General features: G+C 56.0%; 16 protein-coding genes and 1 pseudogene. 3 read left to right on the forward strand and 14 right to left on the reverse strand.

The features are described from left to right. Positions 1–4 precede the first annotated feature (4 nt). The 7 genes and pseudogenes from chbG to osmE all read right to left on the reverse strand — a co-directional run bounded on the left by chbG (position 5) and on the right by osmE (position 5,845). A complete protein-coding gene (chbG, locus tag N5C09_RS07455; protein ID WP_279748761.1) occupies positions 5–745 on the reverse strand; it encodes a chitin disaccharide deacetylase in 741 nt (246 codons plus the stop codon). Positions 746–756: 11 nt separating this feature from the next. Next, positions 757–2,112, reverse strand: a complete 1,356-nt coding sequence (locus tag N5C09_RS07460) for a 6-phospho-beta-glucosidase (RefSeq protein ID WP_279748762.1) — start codon at positions 2,110–2,112, stop codon at positions 757–759. 109 nt (positions 2,113–2,221) lie between these two features. Then, positions 2,222–3,052 (reverse strand): annotated as a pseudogene (gene chbR, locus N5C09_RS07465) (transcriptional regulator ChbR); the annotation flags it as partial. Positions 3,053–3,069: 17 nt separating this feature from the next. Next, entirely contained in the window at positions 3,070–3,417 is a 348-nt protein-coding gene (chbA, locus tag N5C09_RS07470) for a PTS N,N'-diacetylchitobiose transporter subunit IIA (protein ID WP_063448992.1), read from the reverse strand. A 46-nt stretch (positions 3,418–3,463) separates the two neighbouring features. Further along, positions 3,464–4,822 (reverse strand): PTS N,N'-diacetylchitobiose transporter subunit IIC, encoded by a 1,359-nt coding sequence (gene chbC / locus N5C09_RS07475; protein ID WP_017384664.1) that lies wholly within the window; start codon positions 4,820–4,822, stop codon positions 3,464–3,466. 80 nt (positions 4,823–4,902) lie between these two features. Continuing rightward, a complete protein-coding gene (chbB, locus tag N5C09_RS07480; RefSeq protein WP_258004020.1) occupies positions 4,903–5,226 on the reverse strand; it encodes a PTS N,N'-diacetylchitobiose transporter subunit IIB in 324 nt (107 codons plus the stop codon). Between the two features lie 274 nt (positions 5,227–5,500). Then, positions 5,501–5,845, reverse strand: coding sequence for an osmotically-inducible lipoprotein OsmE (osmE, locus tag N5C09_RS07485; protein WP_003857836.1), 345 nt, complete (start codon positions 5,843–5,845; stop codon positions 5,501–5,503). 231 nt (positions 5,846–6,076) lie between these two features. Here osmE and nadE point away from each other — a divergent pair, with 231 nt between their 5' ends. Both nadE and cho read left to right on the forward strand, forming a co-directional pair. Then, positions 6,077–6,904: an ammonia-dependent NAD(+) synthetase gene (gene nadE, locus N5C09_RS07490; RefSeq protein ID WP_063448995.1), complete on the forward strand. Its 828-nt coding sequence runs from the start codon at positions 6,077–6,079 to the stop codon at positions 6,902–6,904. Positions 6,905–7,051: 147 nt separating this feature from the next. Next, positions 7,052–7,930, forward strand: a complete 879-nt coding sequence (gene cho, locus N5C09_RS07495; protein ID WP_197711252.1) for an excinuclease Cho — start codon at positions 7,052–7,054, stop codon at positions 7,928–7,930. On the opposite strand, the gene ves is transcribed toward cho, so the two are convergent. The 7 genes from ves to N5C09_RS07530 all read right to left on the reverse strand — a co-directional run bounded on the left by ves (position 7,908) and on the right by N5C09_RS07530 (position 15,486). Next, positions 7,908–8,465: an environmental stress-induced protein Ves gene (gene ves, locus N5C09_RS07500; protein ID WP_063866454.1), complete on the reverse strand. Its 558-nt coding sequence runs from the start codon at positions 8,463–8,465 to the stop codon at positions 7,908–7,910. The two genes, cho and ves, sit on opposite strands and share 23 nt — an antisense overlap. Positions 8,466–8,631: 166 nt before the next feature. Beyond that, positions 8,632–9,126, reverse strand: coding sequence for an ATP-independent periplasmic protein-refolding chaperone Spy (gene spy, locus N5C09_RS07505; protein ID WP_022647814.1), 495 nt, complete (start codon positions 9,124–9,126; stop codon positions 8,632–8,634). Positions 9,127–9,463: 337 nt separating this feature from the next. Further along, positions 9,464–10,429: a succinylglutamate desuccinylase gene (gene astE, locus N5C09_RS07510; RefSeq protein ID WP_279748763.1), complete on the reverse strand. Its 966-nt coding sequence runs from the start codon at positions 10,427–10,429 to the stop codon at positions 9,464–9,466. A gap of 9 nt (positions 10,430–10,438) precedes the next feature. Then, positions 10,439–11,764 carry an N-succinylarginine dihydrolase gene (astB, locus tag N5C09_RS07515; RefSeq protein WP_279748765.1) on the reverse strand — a complete coding sequence of 442 codons (1,326 nt, stop codon included), beginning with the start codon at positions 11,762–11,764 and terminating at the stop codon, positions 10,439–10,441. After that, positions 11,751–13,238, reverse strand: a complete 1,488-nt coding sequence (gene astD / locus N5C09_RS07520) for a succinylglutamate-semialdehyde dehydrogenase (protein ID WP_279748767.1) — start codon at positions 13,236–13,238, stop codon at positions 11,751–11,753. Before astD ends, astB begins: the two co-directional genes overlap by 14 nt. Beyond that, the gene (gene astA / locus N5C09_RS07525) at positions 13,235–14,269 is read right to left on the reverse strand and encodes an arginine N-succinyltransferase (RefSeq protein WP_279748768.1); all 1,035 of its coding nucleotides are present in this window, start codon (positions 14,267–14,269) and stop codon (positions 13,235–13,237) included. The genes astD and astA overlap by 4 nt, the downstream gene beginning before the upstream one ends. Continuing rightward, a complete protein-coding gene (locus N5C09_RS07530) occupies positions 14,266–15,486 on the reverse strand; it encodes an aspartate aminotransferase family protein (RefSeq protein WP_063866448.1) in 1,221 nt (406 codons plus the stop codon). The genes astA and N5C09_RS07530 overlap by 4 nt, the downstream gene beginning before the upstream one ends. 433 nt (positions 15,487–15,919) lie before the next feature. On the opposite strand from N5C09_RS07530, the gene xthA reads away from it, so the two are divergent. Further along, the gene (gene xthA / locus N5C09_RS07535) at positions 15,920–16,726 is read left to right on the forward strand and encodes an exodeoxyribonuclease III (RefSeq protein WP_063866447.1); all 807 of its coding nucleotides are present in this window, start codon (positions 15,920–15,922) and stop codon (positions 16,724–16,726) included. The last annotated feature ends 2 nt before the right edge of the window (positions 16,727–16,728 follow it).

A 16,728-nucleotide genomic window follows, 5' to 3' on the forward strand; every position in this document is an offset into this window, starting at 1 on the left:
TACCTCAAAGATCCCTGAACGTCCCCAGACGATACCCGCGCTCGGCAATCGCATACTTCAGCGACGCCGACGTCAGCACGTCCAGCTCCGCCAGACGCGGCCAGCAGTAGGCGCTCTTACGCACGGTGTTATCGATAAAGGCGGGATGCGCCATGATCTCCAGCGACCGCACGGCGGAATCATCCAGCACCTTAAGGAACAGCGCTTCGCTGATCTCGTCGCCGTAAAATGCGCTGCTGAACCCCTCCGTTGACGTCACCGCGACGTCCGGTAATCCGCGCACCTCCCGATCCAGGCGCATCGCCACGCCTTTACGTTGGGCAAACTCTGCCACAAGCGGGAAAATCGCCGGGATCATATGCACATGATGGTGACTATCAATATGGGTGGGTTCACGACCAAACAGATCCACAAAGCGGTTAAACTGGCAATCCAGCTCGCGGGCAATCTCATCGAGCGGCAGAGCGTCCTGCTCCGCCATTTCCCAAATCCATTTACCCAGCTGCCCGTCGCGCGTCAGCCCCGGCATCGGTGAAAGGGGCTGCCCAAGCGTCAGCACAAAGTGCATGCCGACGCCCAGTTCGGGCACCTCACGGCTTAGCTGCGCCGCATGTTCCACCGCCTCTCCGTTGATGAGCGCAGTGGTAGAGGTTACGACGCCCCGGCGACAGGCTTCGATAATGCCGTAGTTCTGCCCTTTTGACAGGCCAAAATCATCGGCATTGACGATCAGCAGGTTTTCCATCGCATCTCCTCTTAACGGTGTGTGAGCTTCAGTTTCTCAACCGTTGCAGCAAAGTTTGGCAGCCATTTTTCATGCGCCAGGATCATCTCGCTCGCGAGTTTTTCAGCGTCACGGTCAGAATGCACCAGCGGGCTGAGGTTCAGCGCCAGGAGCACGTCATTCAGCTCGCCGCTCAGGGCCGCATTGCTCGCCGCGACTTCAAAGCCCTTGATGGTGTGAATAAGCCCCATCACTTTATCGTCGAAATGGGTAATGCGGGGATGCGGTTTTGCGCCGTCGCGTCCAAGGATGCAGGTCATCTCAACGGCCCAGTCTGCCGGGATGTTGTCGATGTGCCCATGATGCGGAACGTTCACATAGTGCTCGGCCTGCTTGTCATTGTAAATGGCGTTGATCACTTCGCACGCGGCATCCGAATAGTATGCCCCGCCGCGCTGTTCCAGCTCTTTCGGCTTCACGTTCAGGTTCGGATCTTTGTACAAATCAAACAGCTGCTTCTCAACTTTCTGCACAACCTGAGCACGCGCGCCGCCTTTGTAGTATTCGCCCATTTCAATCGCCAGCATCTCTTTCTGCTTGAAGTAGTAAAGCAGATACGAGCACGGCAGCAGGTTCAGGGAGCGGATCAGCCCTTCGCTGAACGGCAGGTCGAAGATGTTTTTCACCGAGGCCGCGGTCAGACGGCCAGAGGCGACGCCGTCGAGCAGTTCTGCGAAACGCGACTGCCCGTTCACGATCACATCTTTGATAAAGACCATGTGGTTCAGGCCGAACAGATCAATGGACAGTTCGTCGTTATCGTTCAGTGCCAGCACATCGCGGATGAACATTTTCATGCCAATCGGAATATTGCAGACGCCGATAAAGCGTTTGAAACCGGTGTGGCGATAAACCGCCTCGGTGACCATTCCAGCCGGGTTGGTAAAGTTAATCACCCACGCGTTCGGGCAGATCTCCTCCACGTCTTTGATGATGTCAAAAATAACCGGAATGGTACGCAGACCTTTAAACAGGCCGCCTGCCCCGTTGGTTTCCTGCCCCAGATAACCGTGGCTCAGCGGAATGCGCTCGTCCAGCTCACGCGCTTTCAGCTGGCCGACGCGCAGCTGCGTGGTCACGAAGTCAGCATCTTTCAGCGCCAGGCGGCGATCCAGCGTTTTGTGCACGGTTAAGGGCACGCCCGCCTTTTCAACCATGCGTTGGCACAGCTCAAAAATAATATTCAGCTTCTCCTGACCCTCTTCAACATCCACCAGCCATAATTCGCTGACCGGTAATTCATGATAACGTTTCAGGAAACCTTCAAGTAATTCCGGGGTATAGCTGCTGCCGCCACCAATGGTTACGACTTTTAATTTCATTTGCATAATTTCTCCCTTAGCGTATCAGGTTAATCGCCTGCAAGGTATAGCGTACTCTTCCCGCTATTTGGGCAAGCCATTACGTCAATATTCCTGGCGGATAAACCGCCGAAAGTTAATTAATTACCGTTAAATTTTTGCGGTAACTGTTCGGGGTAAATGAAGTCAGTTTCTTAAAGGTTTTAATAAACAGGCTGGGGCTGCTGTAACCGGATTCGTAAGCGATATCGGTGACAGAGTAGTTCGTTATTTCCAGCTGCTTTTTGGCAAAATTAATGCGGATTTCATTAATAATTTGCACAGGCGTTTTACGGTAATAGCGCTGCGTGGCACGCGTTAAATATTCCTGCGATTTACCCGAAAGTGCGACCATGTTTTCCAGCGCGTTATCGCTGAACTGCCCTTTGTCGTGCATCAGCTCCACGGTACTGCGCAGCCACTGGGGAATATCATCCACCACCTGCTGTTCTTCACGGTGATGGCGAAGGCGATTCATCACGTAGAACGTCACGGTTTCAATAAATTCATCAAATTCATTGTCGCGGAAATTCAGCGAGGCAATAACCGTTTCAATCCAGGTCATAAACTCATTTTTGACGCGATACACCTGTGACGCCACAAAGCAGAACGGGACCAGCGGCAGATAGTGCTTCTCGAAGAAACGCCTGCTCACCCCTACGTTCAGAATGCGCGTCGCACCAAACTCATAAAAGCTCTGGTGATAGGATCCCATCGGCAAAAAGACGAAATCACCGCGCTCAAGCAGGACGCGCTTACCGTTGATCTCCTGATAATAGCGGCCGGTCAGAACAATCGTGAACTCGTAGTAGTCGTGCTGGTGCAGACCGCTGGCGCTCTCCGTCTTGTTGTATATCACCACGTGAAAATTCTTGCCGTTAAACAGCTGCTGCTCATGTGCGGTTTTGATTTCCATCGTGCTGACCTCCTGCTGCCTGAACTGACTTACTGCATCTTCTCGTGAAGCTCAATGAGCTCCGCTACCAGCTCGCGCGCCAGCATGGAGGTCATCAGGTGATCCTGCGCATGTACCAGCACCAGGCTCACCTTCATCTTCCCTTCACCCTGGTCGCTTTCGATGAGCTTCGTCTGTACCAGATGCGCTTCGTTTAACGCCGTACGGGACTGCTCCATCATGGTTTTCGCGGCAACGAAATCGCCCTGCTTAGCCTGCTTAAGCGCCGCATACGCCAGGCTGCGCGCCTGCCCGGAGTTGATGATAAGACCCATCACCACCTCTTCCAGATCGTTCTCTGCGGTTTCTTCTGCGACGATACTGTCTAAATCTAACATCTTCAGCTCCTTTACGCTGGCGCGGGTTGCCCCGCGCCGTGCAATTTTAGAATTTCAGTGCGAGGGCGATATCCTCTTCGCTCTCTTCTTCATCGATCACCGTTGCGGCTTTGTTCGCAATCGCCACGAACGGCATGTAGAGCAGGGTTGCAATCCCGAGGTTAAATATCGCCAGCAGGAAGGCGGCCACGCTACCGTTGGTGTTGAAGAACGCGCCCAGACCGGCCGGCATCGTCCACGGTGCAATGTTGGTCACCGGCGGGATAATGCCCAGGTAGTACGCCGTCAGCGTAATCGCGGCCAGCAGCGGCTGAACCAGGATGAAGGGAATGAACATCACCGGGTTCATGATAATCGGCAGACCAAACAGGATCGGCTCGTTAATCTGGAAGATGCCTGACGGCAGGGCCAGCTTCGCAACCTGACGATGGTCAGCACGGCGAGAGACAATAAAGACCGCGATGATCAGACCCAGCGTCGCCCCGGTACCGCCCAGGAAGATATAGGAGTCCAGCATCGGCTTCGCCCACACATGGAAGGTTTTACCGGCCGCCAGCGCCGCATCGACGGAGCCGTACTGCTGGTAAAGCGCGACGTTTTCCAGTGCCCACGGGGTCATAATACCGCTGTCCAGCGCCGCCAGTGCCAGTGAACCATGCACGCCGAAGAACCACAGCAGGGAGGTAAAGATGACATACGCCCAACCGACCACGCTACCCATCGACGCCAACGGCGTTGAGATAGAGTCCATAATGATCTGGTGGAAGTTAGTCCCCCAGTGAGAGAGCGCCCAGGCAATAATCCCCATAATGGAGAGAATAATAAAGCCCGGAATCAACGCGGAAAATGAACGAGAAACGGAGGCCGGAACGCTATCCGGCAAGCGGATAACCCAGTTGCGGCGAATAATAAAGGTGAACATTTCGGCCACCACCAGCCCGATAATAATACCGGAAATGATGTTTGCCCCACCCAGCCAGTTGGCGCCTACGGCGTAAGCGTCGCCCACGCTGTACGGCGTGACGGTCATAAACGCGGCTATAGACAGTAAGCCCGCCGCCAGCGGATCCACTTTACGCTCTTCCGCCAGCGCCATACCGATAAAGAAAGGCGCCATTAGCGACATAATACCCAACGTACCGTTGTATACGTTGCCGCCAATGGCTTTTAAACCATTAAGGGTTTCAATAGTTGAAGCATCTAACCTAATTCCTAATGAATAAAAAAAGGAACCTTCACCAAAGCTCAGAAAAACGTTGTTAATTAAAACGAACATTGCCCCGGCTAACGTCAACGGCATTAATTTAATAAAGCCGTTTTTAATGGCATTAACGTGAGGCTGCTTTCCTATTTTAACAGCAAAAGGAAGGAGTACCTTTTCAAGTGAAGCGATGACTTTACTCATAGGAAAATACCCTTAAATGCCGCAACAACCGTTACGGCGTATTGTGTGTGAAATAACTCTTTGACGGGAAAAATAAAAAATTAATTAGCAGCTTTTTTAATCGCCGCAACAGCAGCTTTTAATACACCTAAACCATCAATCTTGCCGTACAGACCGGAGTCGATCACTTCGACCGGCTTATTAGGAAGTAGACGTTGAATTTCGGGCAACATATAAGCGATTTGCGGCCCCAGTAAAATAACGTCTGCCGCCTGGCCCTTTTCGCCCGCCAGCGTTTCCGGAAACGCTTCAATCACCACAGGGACTTCATATTTTTCGGCCTGCGCGCGCATTTTGGAAACCAGCAGCGAAGTTGACATGCCCGCAGAGCAGAACAGGTAGATATGTTTCTTTTCCATGATAATTTCCCTCTTATTGGTCTGTCCGCCGTCGCGCTATCACTCGATTCGCTATCCTGGCTGACGGGCAGTGTGCTGAACATTGTTTGTTGTTGAAGTGAGTATACGCAATGGTACAGGGAGGGGATAATTCTGGACAGACTAAAATTGTCTCTCATTGACCTGGCTTGTTGACTACCTTCACATTTCAGGCAAATAATTCGCGACAAGAAATAAGATTTACGTATGCATAAAAAAACCGGCCTTCAGGCCGGTTTCAATCGCTCGCGGGCAAGTACGCTTACTGTGCCTTAGGTGCCTGCGGGTCGGTGTCGTATTCAGCACAGGTCTGGTAACCAGAATTGATCACGTGACCCGTATCATCCAGGGCGACAAAGTAGGTCTCTGCCTTACCATCGCGTTGACCCAGAATATAGGTCTGGCAGGTACCACGCGCGTGGATCATGGTGACCTCAGAAGAAGGTTTACCGGCAATGGCCGCAACCTGGGAACGCGTCATCCCTTTTTTGACGTCTTTAACCACTGGCTGTGTGAACTGATCTTTAGTGCGATCGTAAGCTGTACACCCTGCCAGCATAGTCAGTACCGCCGCTGCGCTTAAAATTCCTGCTACGTTCTTGTTCATATTCCGTCCTCTTGTTTATCAGCGTGTTAACTAAGCATGGGATAAAAATTACTATTGTTCAACTTTGCGAGTTACGCCAGACGAATTTCGGAAAATTCTAATAAAACAACGATAAGCTGCGAAATCGCTGTAAAACAGTACACTCAAAACTGTGATCCTTGTCGTTTTCCCGACAAAGGGTTAGTTTTAACAGATCGTACATTCTGTTTGGTTCTGCATAGGGAGGGCGTAATGGCTCTGCAACAAGAAATTATCCAGGCGCTGGGCGCGAAACCTGCGATTGATGCCAATGAAGAGATCCGTCGTAGCGTTGATTTTTTGAAAGCTTATCTGTCTGCACACCCTTTCCTGAAGACGCTGGTGCTGGGTATCAGCGGCGGTCAGGACTCCACGCTGGCCGGTAAGCTGAGCCAGATGGCCATCTCCGAGCTGCGTGACGAGACCGGTGACGCCGCGCTGCAATTTATTGCCGTACGTCTGCCGTATGGCGTGCAGGCCGACGAGCAGGACTGTCAGGATGCTATCGCCTTTATCCAGCCGGACCGCGTGCTTACCGTGAACATCAAAGGATCGGTGCTGGCAAGCGAGCAGGCCCTGCGTGAAGCCGGCATTGAACTGAGCGATTTTGTTCGCGGCAACGAGAAAGCCCGCGAGCGCATGAAGGCCCAGTACAGTATCGCAGGCATGACCAAAGGGGTGGTCGTCGGCACGGACCATGCCGCGGAAGCCATTACCGGCTTCTTCACCAAATACGGCGATGGCGGCACGGACATCAACCCGCTCTTCCGCCTGAACAAGCGTCAGGGCAAGCAGCTGCTGGCGGCGCTGGGCTGCCCGGAACACCTTTATAAGAAGGCGCCAACGGCAGACCTCGAGGACGATCGTCCTTCCCTGCCGGATGAAGCGGCGCTGGGCGTGAGCTATGACAACATCGATGATTATCTTGAAGGCAAAACGCTCGACGAAGGGACTGCAAAAATTATCGAAGGCTGGTATCTGAAAACCGAGCACAAGCGCCGTCCACCAATCACGGTGTTTGACGACTTCTGGAAGAAATAGTCAATATTTTTGCCCAGCGGCGCTTCGCTTGCTGGACCTACGGTTCCGCGCTGTTGCAGGCCGGGTGAGGCGTAGCCGCCACCCGGCTCTTTTTTAACCACCAAACACCTGCTACACTGTATACCTGAACAGTATATGGAGCAGTATGTGAGCAGGCGTCAATCCGCCCCGCGTCTTGAGTTTGAAGCGGCGGCTATCTACGAATATCCCGAGCATCTTCGCCCCTGGCTTGAGGCATTGCCTAAACAGCCTGGCGTCTATTTCTTCCACGGCGACAGCGACACCATGCCGCTCTATATCGGCAAAAGCGTGAATATCCGCAGCCGGGTGATGTCGCACCTGCGTACGCCAGACGAGGCGTCGATGCTCAGGCAGTCCCGGCGGATCACCTGGATCGAGACGGCAGGCGAACTGGGCGCCCTTCTGCTCGAAGCCAGGCTCATCAAGGAACAGCAGCCGCTGTTTAACAAACGCCTGCGCCGCAACCGCCAGCTGTGTTCCTTGCAGGTCAACGCGGGAAAACCGCAGGTGGTGTATGCCCGTGAAGTGGATTTTTCACATGAACCGAATCTTTACGGCCTGTTTGCCAACAAACGTGCCGCCCTGCAAACCCTGCAATCCCTGGCTGATGAATTACAGCTTTGCTACGGCCTGCTGGGGCTGGAAGCCACCACCCGCGGTCGCGCCTGTTTCCGTTCCGCGCTGAAACGCTGCGCCGGGGCGTGCTGTGGAAGAGAGAGCGTTGAAGACCATCACGCCCGGTTTATGGCGGGCCTGGCCTCGATCAGCGTCAACTGCTGGCCGTGGGAAGGCGCGGTGGCGTTGAAAGAAACCCGCGAGGATATGACGCATTATCACATCATTCGCAACTGGCTCTGGCTTGGTGCCGTCGATAGCCTGGATGACGCCACCGCCCTGCTACGCACCCCCGCCGGGTTCGATCAGGACGGTTATAAAATTCTCTGTAAGCCGCTGTTAACCGGAAAATATGAGATCATCGCGCTCACTGACCCGGCAGCCAGGTAATTTCACTGAACAGCAGCGACCCTTTCGTTTCCAGTAATCGGAGGGTATGGGTGCCCGCTTCCCAGCTGGCGCCCTGATCGGCAGTCAGTAACTTGTCGCCCAGTTGCCAGGCCCCGCTTAACACGAACGCCACCCCACCGCGTGACGCAAAGGTGGTGAACGTTCGGGTAGCAACGCGCACCTTTGCCTGGCAGTGCTCCCGTCGGGTCATAATGTTGAAATCCATCGACATCTGCCCCTCCGTGAGCACCGCTTTTACCGTCAGATCGCCCGCAAATCCGTAAGGCTGATGGTGCTTCAGGGTATGGCAAAACGCCCTGCCCGCGTCCAGCGTCACCTCGCCGCCTTCCAGCAGCGTTATCACCCGGTCAACGCCCGGAAAAGCGGAAAATTCGCCGTTACTGGCGATGGAGGCAATGCTGGCCCGCCAGGAAAAATCCCGTGTCGCGGGAGGGAAACAGCAAATCTCACGCGTCTCACCCGCGCCGTTACGCCAGAGACTGACGGGCATTTTACGGATATCAAAGAATTCCATTACCACTCCTGAAGGACGCACCGTGCGCCAGGGCATTTCACAGACGTATTATCGGCAGCGGTAAGGCCAGACCTTAGGCATGGGGCAAAAGAAAAACCGCCGGTCCTGTCCACAGCGTTTTCGCTTTTGTAGACAGGAGCCCGGCGGTCTTAAGAGAGTGAGCCGATTATTCGGCTGGTGCAGGCATTTTACCTTCCGGCGCTGCACGTTCTGTCAGACGCTTCTCAAAATTGGCATTAAACTGTTTTTTCTGTTCCGGCGTCAGAATGTTGTAAATCTTGTTCTGGGTTTCCATGTGGGCCAGCATGCGCGCTTTATGCTGCTCGGCCATTTTATCGATCTGCGCTTCTGCTTTTGCTTTATCGAAGCTGTCGCTGGCGATGATGTCATGCATCGCGCGGCGCTCTTCCAGCGGAGGACGCTTCATCTGGTCACGCTGGCTTTTTCTGATGTCGCGGATCTGCTGCTTCTGCGCGTCGGTCAGGTTCAGGTCTTTAAACATCATCATCTCATGATGCATACCCGGCTTGCCTTTATGATGCATCATCATTTTGCCTTCAGCCGGCGCGGCGGTAGTGGTCGCGGTATCTGCGGCGAACGCCATGCTGGTAGCGCCCAGAGCCAGGGTAGAGGCAACAAACAGTGCAGTTAATTTACGCATAATGTCTTTCCTTACTTTCAGTTATTCTTCGGCGCTTTGCCGTGTTGACGAGATTAACTTTACGGGGTTTATCGTCAATTAGTCAGAGCAACGGTAAAACAATGAAAGTATAAAAAACACGTTTTCGCCAATTATGGAGAAATTAAGGAAAAAGCGTGGAGAGATGAAACAAAAATATTCAACAGGATGATTTTAAAGAGATTATGGAGAAGTATAACGAAGTGCCGTTTAATAATAAAGCAATACTCCAGGAAAATTCCGCAAACTATACAAGAGCGCTTTTATCGCTAAGAAATTTATTCTTCACTTCCCCTCCGGTCTACGCGAGGGGAAACGATCAGGACATTTTTTCGAGCATCAAGCCGGCCCGCAAACCAAATGCGACCGACGGATTAGGGAATAAAACATATTCCGTGGCGTGCTGTACCGCATAGCGGGTCTCACCATCTTCCGCGAGCAGGACTCCCTGTCGAAACGGCGTAAAATTCAGCGTATGGGGCGCCATATGAAGATGGAAAGCCTCGCTGCGGCGCGTGATCTGCTGCACGACCCGATAGCGCACGACGTGTTCACGGGCGTGTTCCGGCGCAACCCCCGCGAGCAACGCCCGCAGCGCCTGATGCGTAGGAGCAAAACGGGTCAGGTCGTTTTGCCCGAACGGCAGCGCTTTTCCCAGCTCCAGGGTGCAGGAAAGCGCGCCAAAACTCTCGCAGGTGAAATGGGTAAACGTGCCGCCCGGCGTCTGGTGGAAAACCAGCGCCTCCAGCCCGGCATCGCCAAGCCAGTCCAGAAACGCTTCATCCCAGGGCTGGTTTCGCTGCGGTAAAACGCCAAAACGCACGTGATACGAGGCGCGAATGGCCGTATGCAGATCGAGGTGCCAGCGCGTTGCCCCCGCCCCGGCAAAAAACGTCGTCACCACCTCCTCCAGCCATTGCGCGCGCGTCGTTTCATCGCTCTCTGGAAATCGCGTCCAGCGCCCCCCAAACATACGGTTGAGGTCGCTCACGAGATACCGTTTGTTTTGCGCCAGCGCAGGCGGATTTCCCAGCACCACCAGCAGACGGCAGTGCAGCATGATCTCCTTGCGACAGAGCGCGCGCAGCAACAGGTCGACAATCTCCACGGGCGCGGTTTCGTTTCCGTGAATGCCGGTGGAGAGCAGCAGCGACAGGTCATATTCCTCCAACGGCGTCAGCTCAAGCACGCCCGGTCCCAGCCATCGCCAGTGGAATGAGGGGCCTTCCCCCTCGTGCCGCTCCGGTGTCTTTCCAGCCAGCGTCAGCGCCAGTAAGTTTTCCATATCGTCTCCTTAGCGCTGGAACGGATAAACCGATCCCAGTTGCAGGATGGTCGACAGGGCATCCAGCGCCTCGCGGCCTTCGCGCAGCAGCTGCGGATCAACCAGATCGGCCTGAACCAGACGGTCGCGATAGTAGCGATCCACCCAGTCGTTAAGGGTATTGAACAGGGTGTCGTTCATCATCACCGCCGGATTTACCGCCTGCATCTCCTCCGGCGTGAGTACCACGCGAAGGCGCAGGCATGCCGGTCCCCCGCCATTGGCCATACTTTCCCGCAGATCGAATACGCGGAGTTCATCAATCGGGTTATCCGCCTGCACCAGCTCGCTGAGATAGCGCCAGACACCCTGATGATTGCGGGACTCCTGGGGCAGCATCAGCATCATGCTGCCGTCTTCCCGGCTCAACAGCTGGCTGTTGAAGAGGTAGGTTTCGACGGCATCCTGCACGCTTACCGCCTGCGTGGGCACCTGAATCGGCATAAATCCCGGCACGCGTTCACGTAGCGTGGCCAGCAGCTTTTCCTGATGGGCAAACGCCTGTTCGTGGCAAAACAGCACCTGGCGGTTCGAAACGGCAATCACGTCGTTATGAAACACGCCCTGGTCGATCACCTGCGGATTTTGCTGGGCGAAAATCACCTGAGAAGGATTCACCTGGTTCAGCCGCGCCACCGCCTGGCTCGCGGCCAAGGTTTGTCTCGCCGGATAACGAACCGGCGCGGCGTGGCCGCCCTCTTCTCGTCCGTAGATAAACAGCTGCAAGCCCGGATCGCCATAGTCGCCGCCCAGACGGTTGTGGTTTGCCGCCCCTTCGTCGCCAAACATCGCAACCTGCGGCAGCGCCTGATGCACCTCGAAATGCGCCTCATGATTAAAAATGGCGCGCAGCACGCGTCCGGTGGTCTCCGCTTCGCTGGCGCGGTGGAATTTATTGTTCAGGTTAGCAACGGTCAGATGCACTTTGCCGTCCAGCGTATCCGCCGACGGCGCGACGGTGGCAGCATTCGCCACCCACATCGAAGAGGCTGAACTGGCCGCAGAAAGCAGCTGTGGCGTTTGCGTACCGGCTTTTTCCACTACCTGCTCATCCGTGCCGCTGAAGCCCAGCTGGCGCAGCACGGCCACGTTCGGGCGCTCCTGCGGCGGGATCACCGCCTGCGGGAAACCGGCATCGGACAGCGCTTTCATTTTCAGCAGCCCCTGCTTCGCCGCCAGTTTCGGGTTCGAGACCTGGAAGCGGTGCTTCGTCGAGGCTTCATTGCCGAACGACAGCCCGGCATAGTGGTGCGTCAGCCCCACCAGCCCGTCAAAGTTAACCTCACGCGCTTTCATGGGTATCACCCTCTGTAAAATCCAGCCCAGGATTCAACGACTCCGGCAGCGTCAGCGCCGGGGTTTCCAGGCTTGCCATCGGCCATGCGCAGTAATCGGCGGCATACCAGGCGCTGGCGCGATGGTTGCCCGACGCCCCCACGCCACCAAACGGCGCGGTGCTCGCCGCGCCGGTCAGCGGTTTGTTCCAGTTCACGATCCCGGCGCGCGCTTCCAGCAGCAGCTGGTCGAATTTTTCGCGATGCGGCGATATCAGGCCGCTCGACAGGCCGTAGCGGGTGTTGTTGGCCATCGCGATCGCCGCATCAAAATCGTCATAGCGCCAGACGCACAGCAGCGGGCCAAAGACCTCTTCATCCGGCACAGGGTCAACAGCGCTCATCTCAATAATGCCGGGCGTCAGTAACGAGGTGCCCGGCGCGACCTGTTTCGGCTCCAGCAGGGTTTTCGCCCCGCGCGTCACATGCTCCTGCCAGGCTTTCAGCACATTCTGCGCGGCCTGCTCGGAAATCAGCCCGCCGATAAACGGCTGCGGCTCGGCATCCCACTGCGCGGGGGTCAGACGCGCGCTCACGTCCACCAGGCGCTTCAGGAACGCGTCGCCCTGCGGGCCGCGTTTCACCAGCAGACGACGGGCGCAGGTGCAGCGCTGCCCGGCGGTAATGAATGCCGACTGAATGGTCAGGTGGACCGCGGCGTCAATATCATCCGGATCTTCCACAATCAGCGGGTTATTGCCGCCCATCTCCAGCGCCAGAATTTTTTCCGGCTGCCCCGCCAGCTGGCGATGCAGCTGATAGCCCGTTCCGGCACTGCCGGTGAACAGCAGGCCGTCAATGTCGCTCAGCGCGCTCAGCGCCTGACCGGTTTCACGCCCGCCCTGCACCAGATTCAGCACGCCCGGCGGCAGCCCGGCCTGCTCCCACAGCTTCACCACCGCCTCGCCGGTTAACGGCGTAAGCTCGCTCGGCTTGAAGATGACGGTATTCCCCGCCAGCAGCGCGGGTACGATATGCCCGTTCGGCAGATGACCGGGGAAGTTATACGGGCCGAACACCGCCAGCACGCCGTGCGGACGGTGGCGCAGCGTGGCGGCGCCGTCCGGCATATCGGTATGCTGCTCGCCGGTGCGGGCGTGGTACGCCTTCACCGATATACCGATTTTGTTGATCATCGCAGTGACTTCGGTTGTCGCCTCCCAGCGCGGTTTGCTGGTTTCGGATGCGATGATGCGCGTCAGTTCGGCCTTGTTCGACTCCAGCAATCCGGCAAATTTCTCAACCAGCGCCTGACGCTCGGAAAACGGCCGTTTCGCCCACGCCGGAAACGCGCGGCGTGCAGCCTGGCAGGCCTGTTCAACCTGCCCGGCGCTGGCGTCGTTCCCCTTCCAGAGCACTTCCTGGCCCACCGGATTGGTTTTGATCCGCGCCTCACCTTCGCCCGTTACCCAGTCACCGTTAATCCATAGAGTCATGCTGTTTTCTCCTCAGGGCAGAGTCGTACCAGGCGAACCGTATCGCCGGCGTTACATTTCAGGGCATCCAGCTGCGCAGGCGTCAGCACCAGACGCTCGCATGCCGGGTTGGTTCGCACCAGCATGGCGCGGAAGCTGGTGTAATTCTCGTTCGAGACCAGGCAGGCTGGCCATTCACCCGGCGCAGGCTGGCCTTCCGAAACCTCGACCAGCCGGCTTTTACGGATGGCGCGCACGCGGTCAATGTCGCACTCCAGCGTCGGGCCGCCGTCGAAGATGTCGACGTAGTTACGGTAGCGAAATCCCTCTTTCTCCAGCACCGCGCGGGCCGGGGCGGTTTGCGGATGGACTTCACCAATTACCGCCTGCGCTTCCGGCGTTAAGAAATGGGTATAGATAGGATGCTTCGGCATCAGCTCGGCGATAAACGCCTTCTGACCGGTGCCGCACAGATAATCCGCCCGGCTGAACTCCATGGAGAAGAAGCGTTCGCCCAGGCTCTCCCAGAACGGCGAGTAGCCCGTCTCATCAATCACGCCGCGCATCTCGGCGACCACTTTTTCGTTGAAGCGGTCGCGAAAGGCGGCCATAAACATAAAGCGCGATTTGGAGAGCAGATAGCCGTTGCCCTCCTTGCGCCAGTCCGGATCGAGGAAAAGCGTGCAGAGCTCGCTGGCGCCGGTATGGTCATTACAGAGAAAGAGCGTCGGCAGCGCGTTGTAAACGTTCAGCTCTTTCGAGGCGTGGACCATCGTGCCGACGCGGTAGTTGTACCACGGATCGTTAAGCCCGACGGCCACTTCGATGGCGCAGATCCCCGCCACGGTCCCCGTGTCGGTCTCTTCCAGCACGAACACATAGCCCTGATCGCTCTTTGGCAACGTCCCCTGCCAGGTTTGCAGGGCGCGCTCAATGCGCGCCGACAGCGTTTTTTCATCGGCAGGCAGCGAGGTCAGCCCGCCCCCTGTCTTACCGGCAAGCTGCATAAGCCCGGCGAGATCGCCGTGCGCAACGGGACGGATGACCATCATGATGACACCCCGGATTTCACCTGTTCGCAGGCCAGCGCAAAACGATCTAACCCGGTTCTGACCTCTTCCTCGCTGACGATCAGCGCAGGGGCAAACCGCACCACGTTGGCACCGGCAATCAGCACCATCACGCCCTGTTTTGCCGCTTCCTGTGAAATCAGCTTCGCTTTTCCGGCAAACTCAGGGGCAAGCTCACAGCCAATCAACAGCCCCAGACCGCGGATCTCTTTGAACAGCCCGGTCTGGTTATTGATGGCGGTCAGACGCTCAACAAACCACTGGTGACGCTGCTTCACGCCGTTAAGCACCTCAGGGGTATTGATGATATCCAGCACCTGCCCGGCAACAGCGGCTGCCAGCGGGTTACCGCCGTATGTGGTGCCATGGGTGCCCACGGTCATCACGCTGGCAAATGTATCGGTGGTCAGTATCGCTCCCACCGGGAAACCGCCGCCGAGCGCTTTGGCCGTCGACAGCACATCCGGCGTCACGCCATAGTGCATGTAGGCGTATAGCTCGCCCGTACGGCCCACGCCGGTCTGTACTTCGTCAAAAATAAGCACCGCGTTGTGACGATCGCACAGCTCGCGCAGCCCTTGCAGGAACGCTTTCTGAGCGGGCATGACGCCGCCTTCACCCTGCATAGGCTCCACGATCACCGCACAGGTGTTATCGTCAATCAGCTCGCTGGCAGCGTGTAAATCGTTATAAGCGGCGTGACGGATATCCGGCGGCAGCGGCGCAAAATCCTGAGAATACGAGGGCTGACCGCCCGCACTGACGGTAAACAGCGTGCGGCCATGGAAGGCATTTTTGAAGGCGACGATGCCGCTCTTGTGCGCGCCGAATTTATCGTGCGCATATTTTCGCGCCAGCTTCAGCGCCGCTTCGTTCGCTTCCGCACCGGAGTTACAGAAAAAGACTTTTTCTGCGAAAGTGGCGTCGATCAGCTTTTTCGCCAGGCGCAGCGCCGGTTCGTTGGTGTACCCGTTACCGGTATGCCAGAATTTTGCCGCCTGGTCGTTCAGCGCCTGCCGCAGCGCCGGGTTTGCGTGGCCCAGCGCATTCACCGCAATCCCACCCGCAAAGTCGATGTACTCTTTGCCCTGCTGATCCCACAGGCGAGAGCCTTCCCCACGTACCGGAATAAAAGCCGCCGGAGCGTATACCGGCATCATCCATTCATCGAAATTTTCACGCGTAACTGACAGAGACATAGCGACCTCATCCGGTAAATAAAAGGTTGTTTAAATGTTAAATAATTGAGTGTTTGCACTGTGAATGTAGATTGCAGCGTTCGTGCCAGCCAGCGATAAAAATGCATAAACGGGATGAGCTAACAGAATATCAACGAGTTACAATATGGAATTATTCACTGTTGTTGCATAAATAGTGAATATTTTTACAGCAAGCGGCGCTTTGCCGCATGAAAACAAGAAAGAGTATGCAGAGACCAAATATAATTCTGGAATTGTGATCGCTCGCGAAATTTATCGGTTCTTTACGCCCTGTTTGAGGGCAACACGCGTCGAAATGGTGCAAAAATTGCACCGTTGGCATTATCTGTCGCAGTAATTGGGCGAAGCGGATAACAGACGACGTAAATTCTGCTACCATCCATGCACTATTCATCTTGCATTGGCAGCGACTATGAAATTTGTCTCTTTTAATATCAACGGCCTGCGTGCCCGCCCTCACCAGCTTGAAGCAATTGTTGAGCAACATCAGCCAGATGTGATCGGCTTGCAGGAGACAAAAGTTCACGACGATATGTTCCCGCTCGAAGACGTAGCGAAGCTGGGCTACAACGTCTTTTACCACGGTCAGAAAGGCCACTACGGCGTTGCGCTGCTGACCAAAGATACGCCGGTCTCGGTACGTCGTGGCTTCCCGGGGGACGGTGAAGAGGCGCAACGCCGCATCATCATGGCGGAAATTCCTTCCGCACTCGGCAACGTTACCGTCATCAACGGCTATTTCCCGCAGGGTGAAAGCCGCGATCATGAAACCAAATTCCCGGCTAAAGCGAAGTTTTATCAGGATCTGCAAAACTACCTGGCAACCGAACTCAAAAAAGAAAATCCGGTGCTGATCATGGGCGACATGAACATCAGCCCGACGGATCTGGATATCGGCATCGGCGAAGAGAACCGCAAGCGCTGGCTGCGCACCGGCAAATGCTCTTTCCTGCCGGAGGAGCGCGAGTGGATGGAGCGCCTGCTCGGCTGGGGGCTGGTGGATACCTTCCGTCATGCCAACCCACAGACGCAGGACCGCTTCTCGTGGTTTGACTACCGCTCGAAAGGCTTCGATGACAACCGTGGCCTGCGAATCGATCTGCTGCTGGCAAGCGCCCCGCTGGCCGAGCGCTGCATTGAAACCGGTATCGACTATGATATCCGCAGCATGGAAAAGCCGTCCGACCATGCGCCGGTATGGGCAACATTCAAGCTGTAATC

The sequence above is a fragment of the Enterobacter sp. GD03975 genome, from assembly GCF_029838645.1.
Taxonomy (GTDB): Bacteria; Pseudomonadota; Gammaproteobacteria; order Enterobacterales; family Enterobacteriaceae; genus Enterobacter; species Enterobacter quasihormaechei.

What these genes read in the sequence shown, in the direction of transcription:
- chbG (WP_279748761.1), bottom strand. Translation starts at nt 745, where the DNA reads ATGGAAAACCTGCTGATCGTCAATGCCGATGATTTTGGCCTGTCAAAA.
- N5C09_RS07460 (WP_279748762.1), bottom strand. Translation starts at nt 2,112, where the DNA reads ATGCAAATGAAATTAAAAGTCGTAACCATTGGTGGCGGCAGCAGCTAT.
- chbA (WP_063448992.1), bottom strand. Translation starts at nt 3,417, where the DNA reads ATGTTAGATTTAGACAGTATCGTCGCAGAAGAAACCGCAGAGAACGAT.
- chbC (WP_017384664.1), bottom strand. Translation starts at nt 4,822, where the DNA reads ATGAGTAAAGTCATCGCTTCACTTGAAAAGGTACTCCTTCCTTTTGCT.
- osmE (WP_003857836.1), bottom strand. Translation starts at nt 5,845, where the DNA reads ATGAACAAGAACGTAGCAGGAATTTTAAGCGCAGCGGCGGTACTGACT.
- nadE (WP_063448995.1), top strand. Translation starts at nt 6,077, where the DNA reads ATGGCTCTGCAACAAGAAATTATCCAGGCGCTGGGCGCGAAACCTGCG.
- ves (WP_063866454.1), bottom strand. Translation starts at nt 8,465, where the DNA reads ATGGAATTCTTTGATATCCGTAAAATGCCCGTCAGTCTCTGGCGTAAC.
- spy (WP_022647814.1), bottom strand. Translation starts at nt 9,126, where the DNA reads ATGCGTAAATTAACTGCACTGTTTGTTGCCTCTACCCTGGCTCTGGGC.
- astE (WP_279748763.1), bottom strand. Translation starts at nt 10,429, where the DNA reads ATGGAAAACTTACTGGCGCTGACGCTGGCTGGAAAGACACCGGAGCGG.
- astB (WP_279748765.1), bottom strand. Translation starts at nt 11,764, where the DNA reads ATGAAAGCGCGTGAGGTTAACTTTGACGGGCTGGTGGGGCTGACGCAC.
- astD (WP_279748767.1), bottom strand. Translation starts at nt 13,238, where the DNA reads ATGACTCTATGGATTAACGGTGACTGGGTAACGGGCGAAGGTGAGGCG.
- astA (WP_279748768.1), bottom strand. Translation starts at nt 14,269, where the DNA reads ATGATGGTCATCCGTCCCGTTGCGCACGGCGATCTCGCCGGGCTTATG.
- N5C09_RS07530 (WP_063866448.1), bottom strand. Translation starts at nt 15,486, where the DNA reads ATGTCTCTGTCAGTTACGCGTGAAAATTTCGATGAATGGATGATGCCG.
- xthA (WP_063866447.1), top strand. Translation starts at nt 15,920, where the DNA reads ATGAAATTTGTCTCTTTTAATATCAACGGCCTGCGTGCCCGCCCTCAC.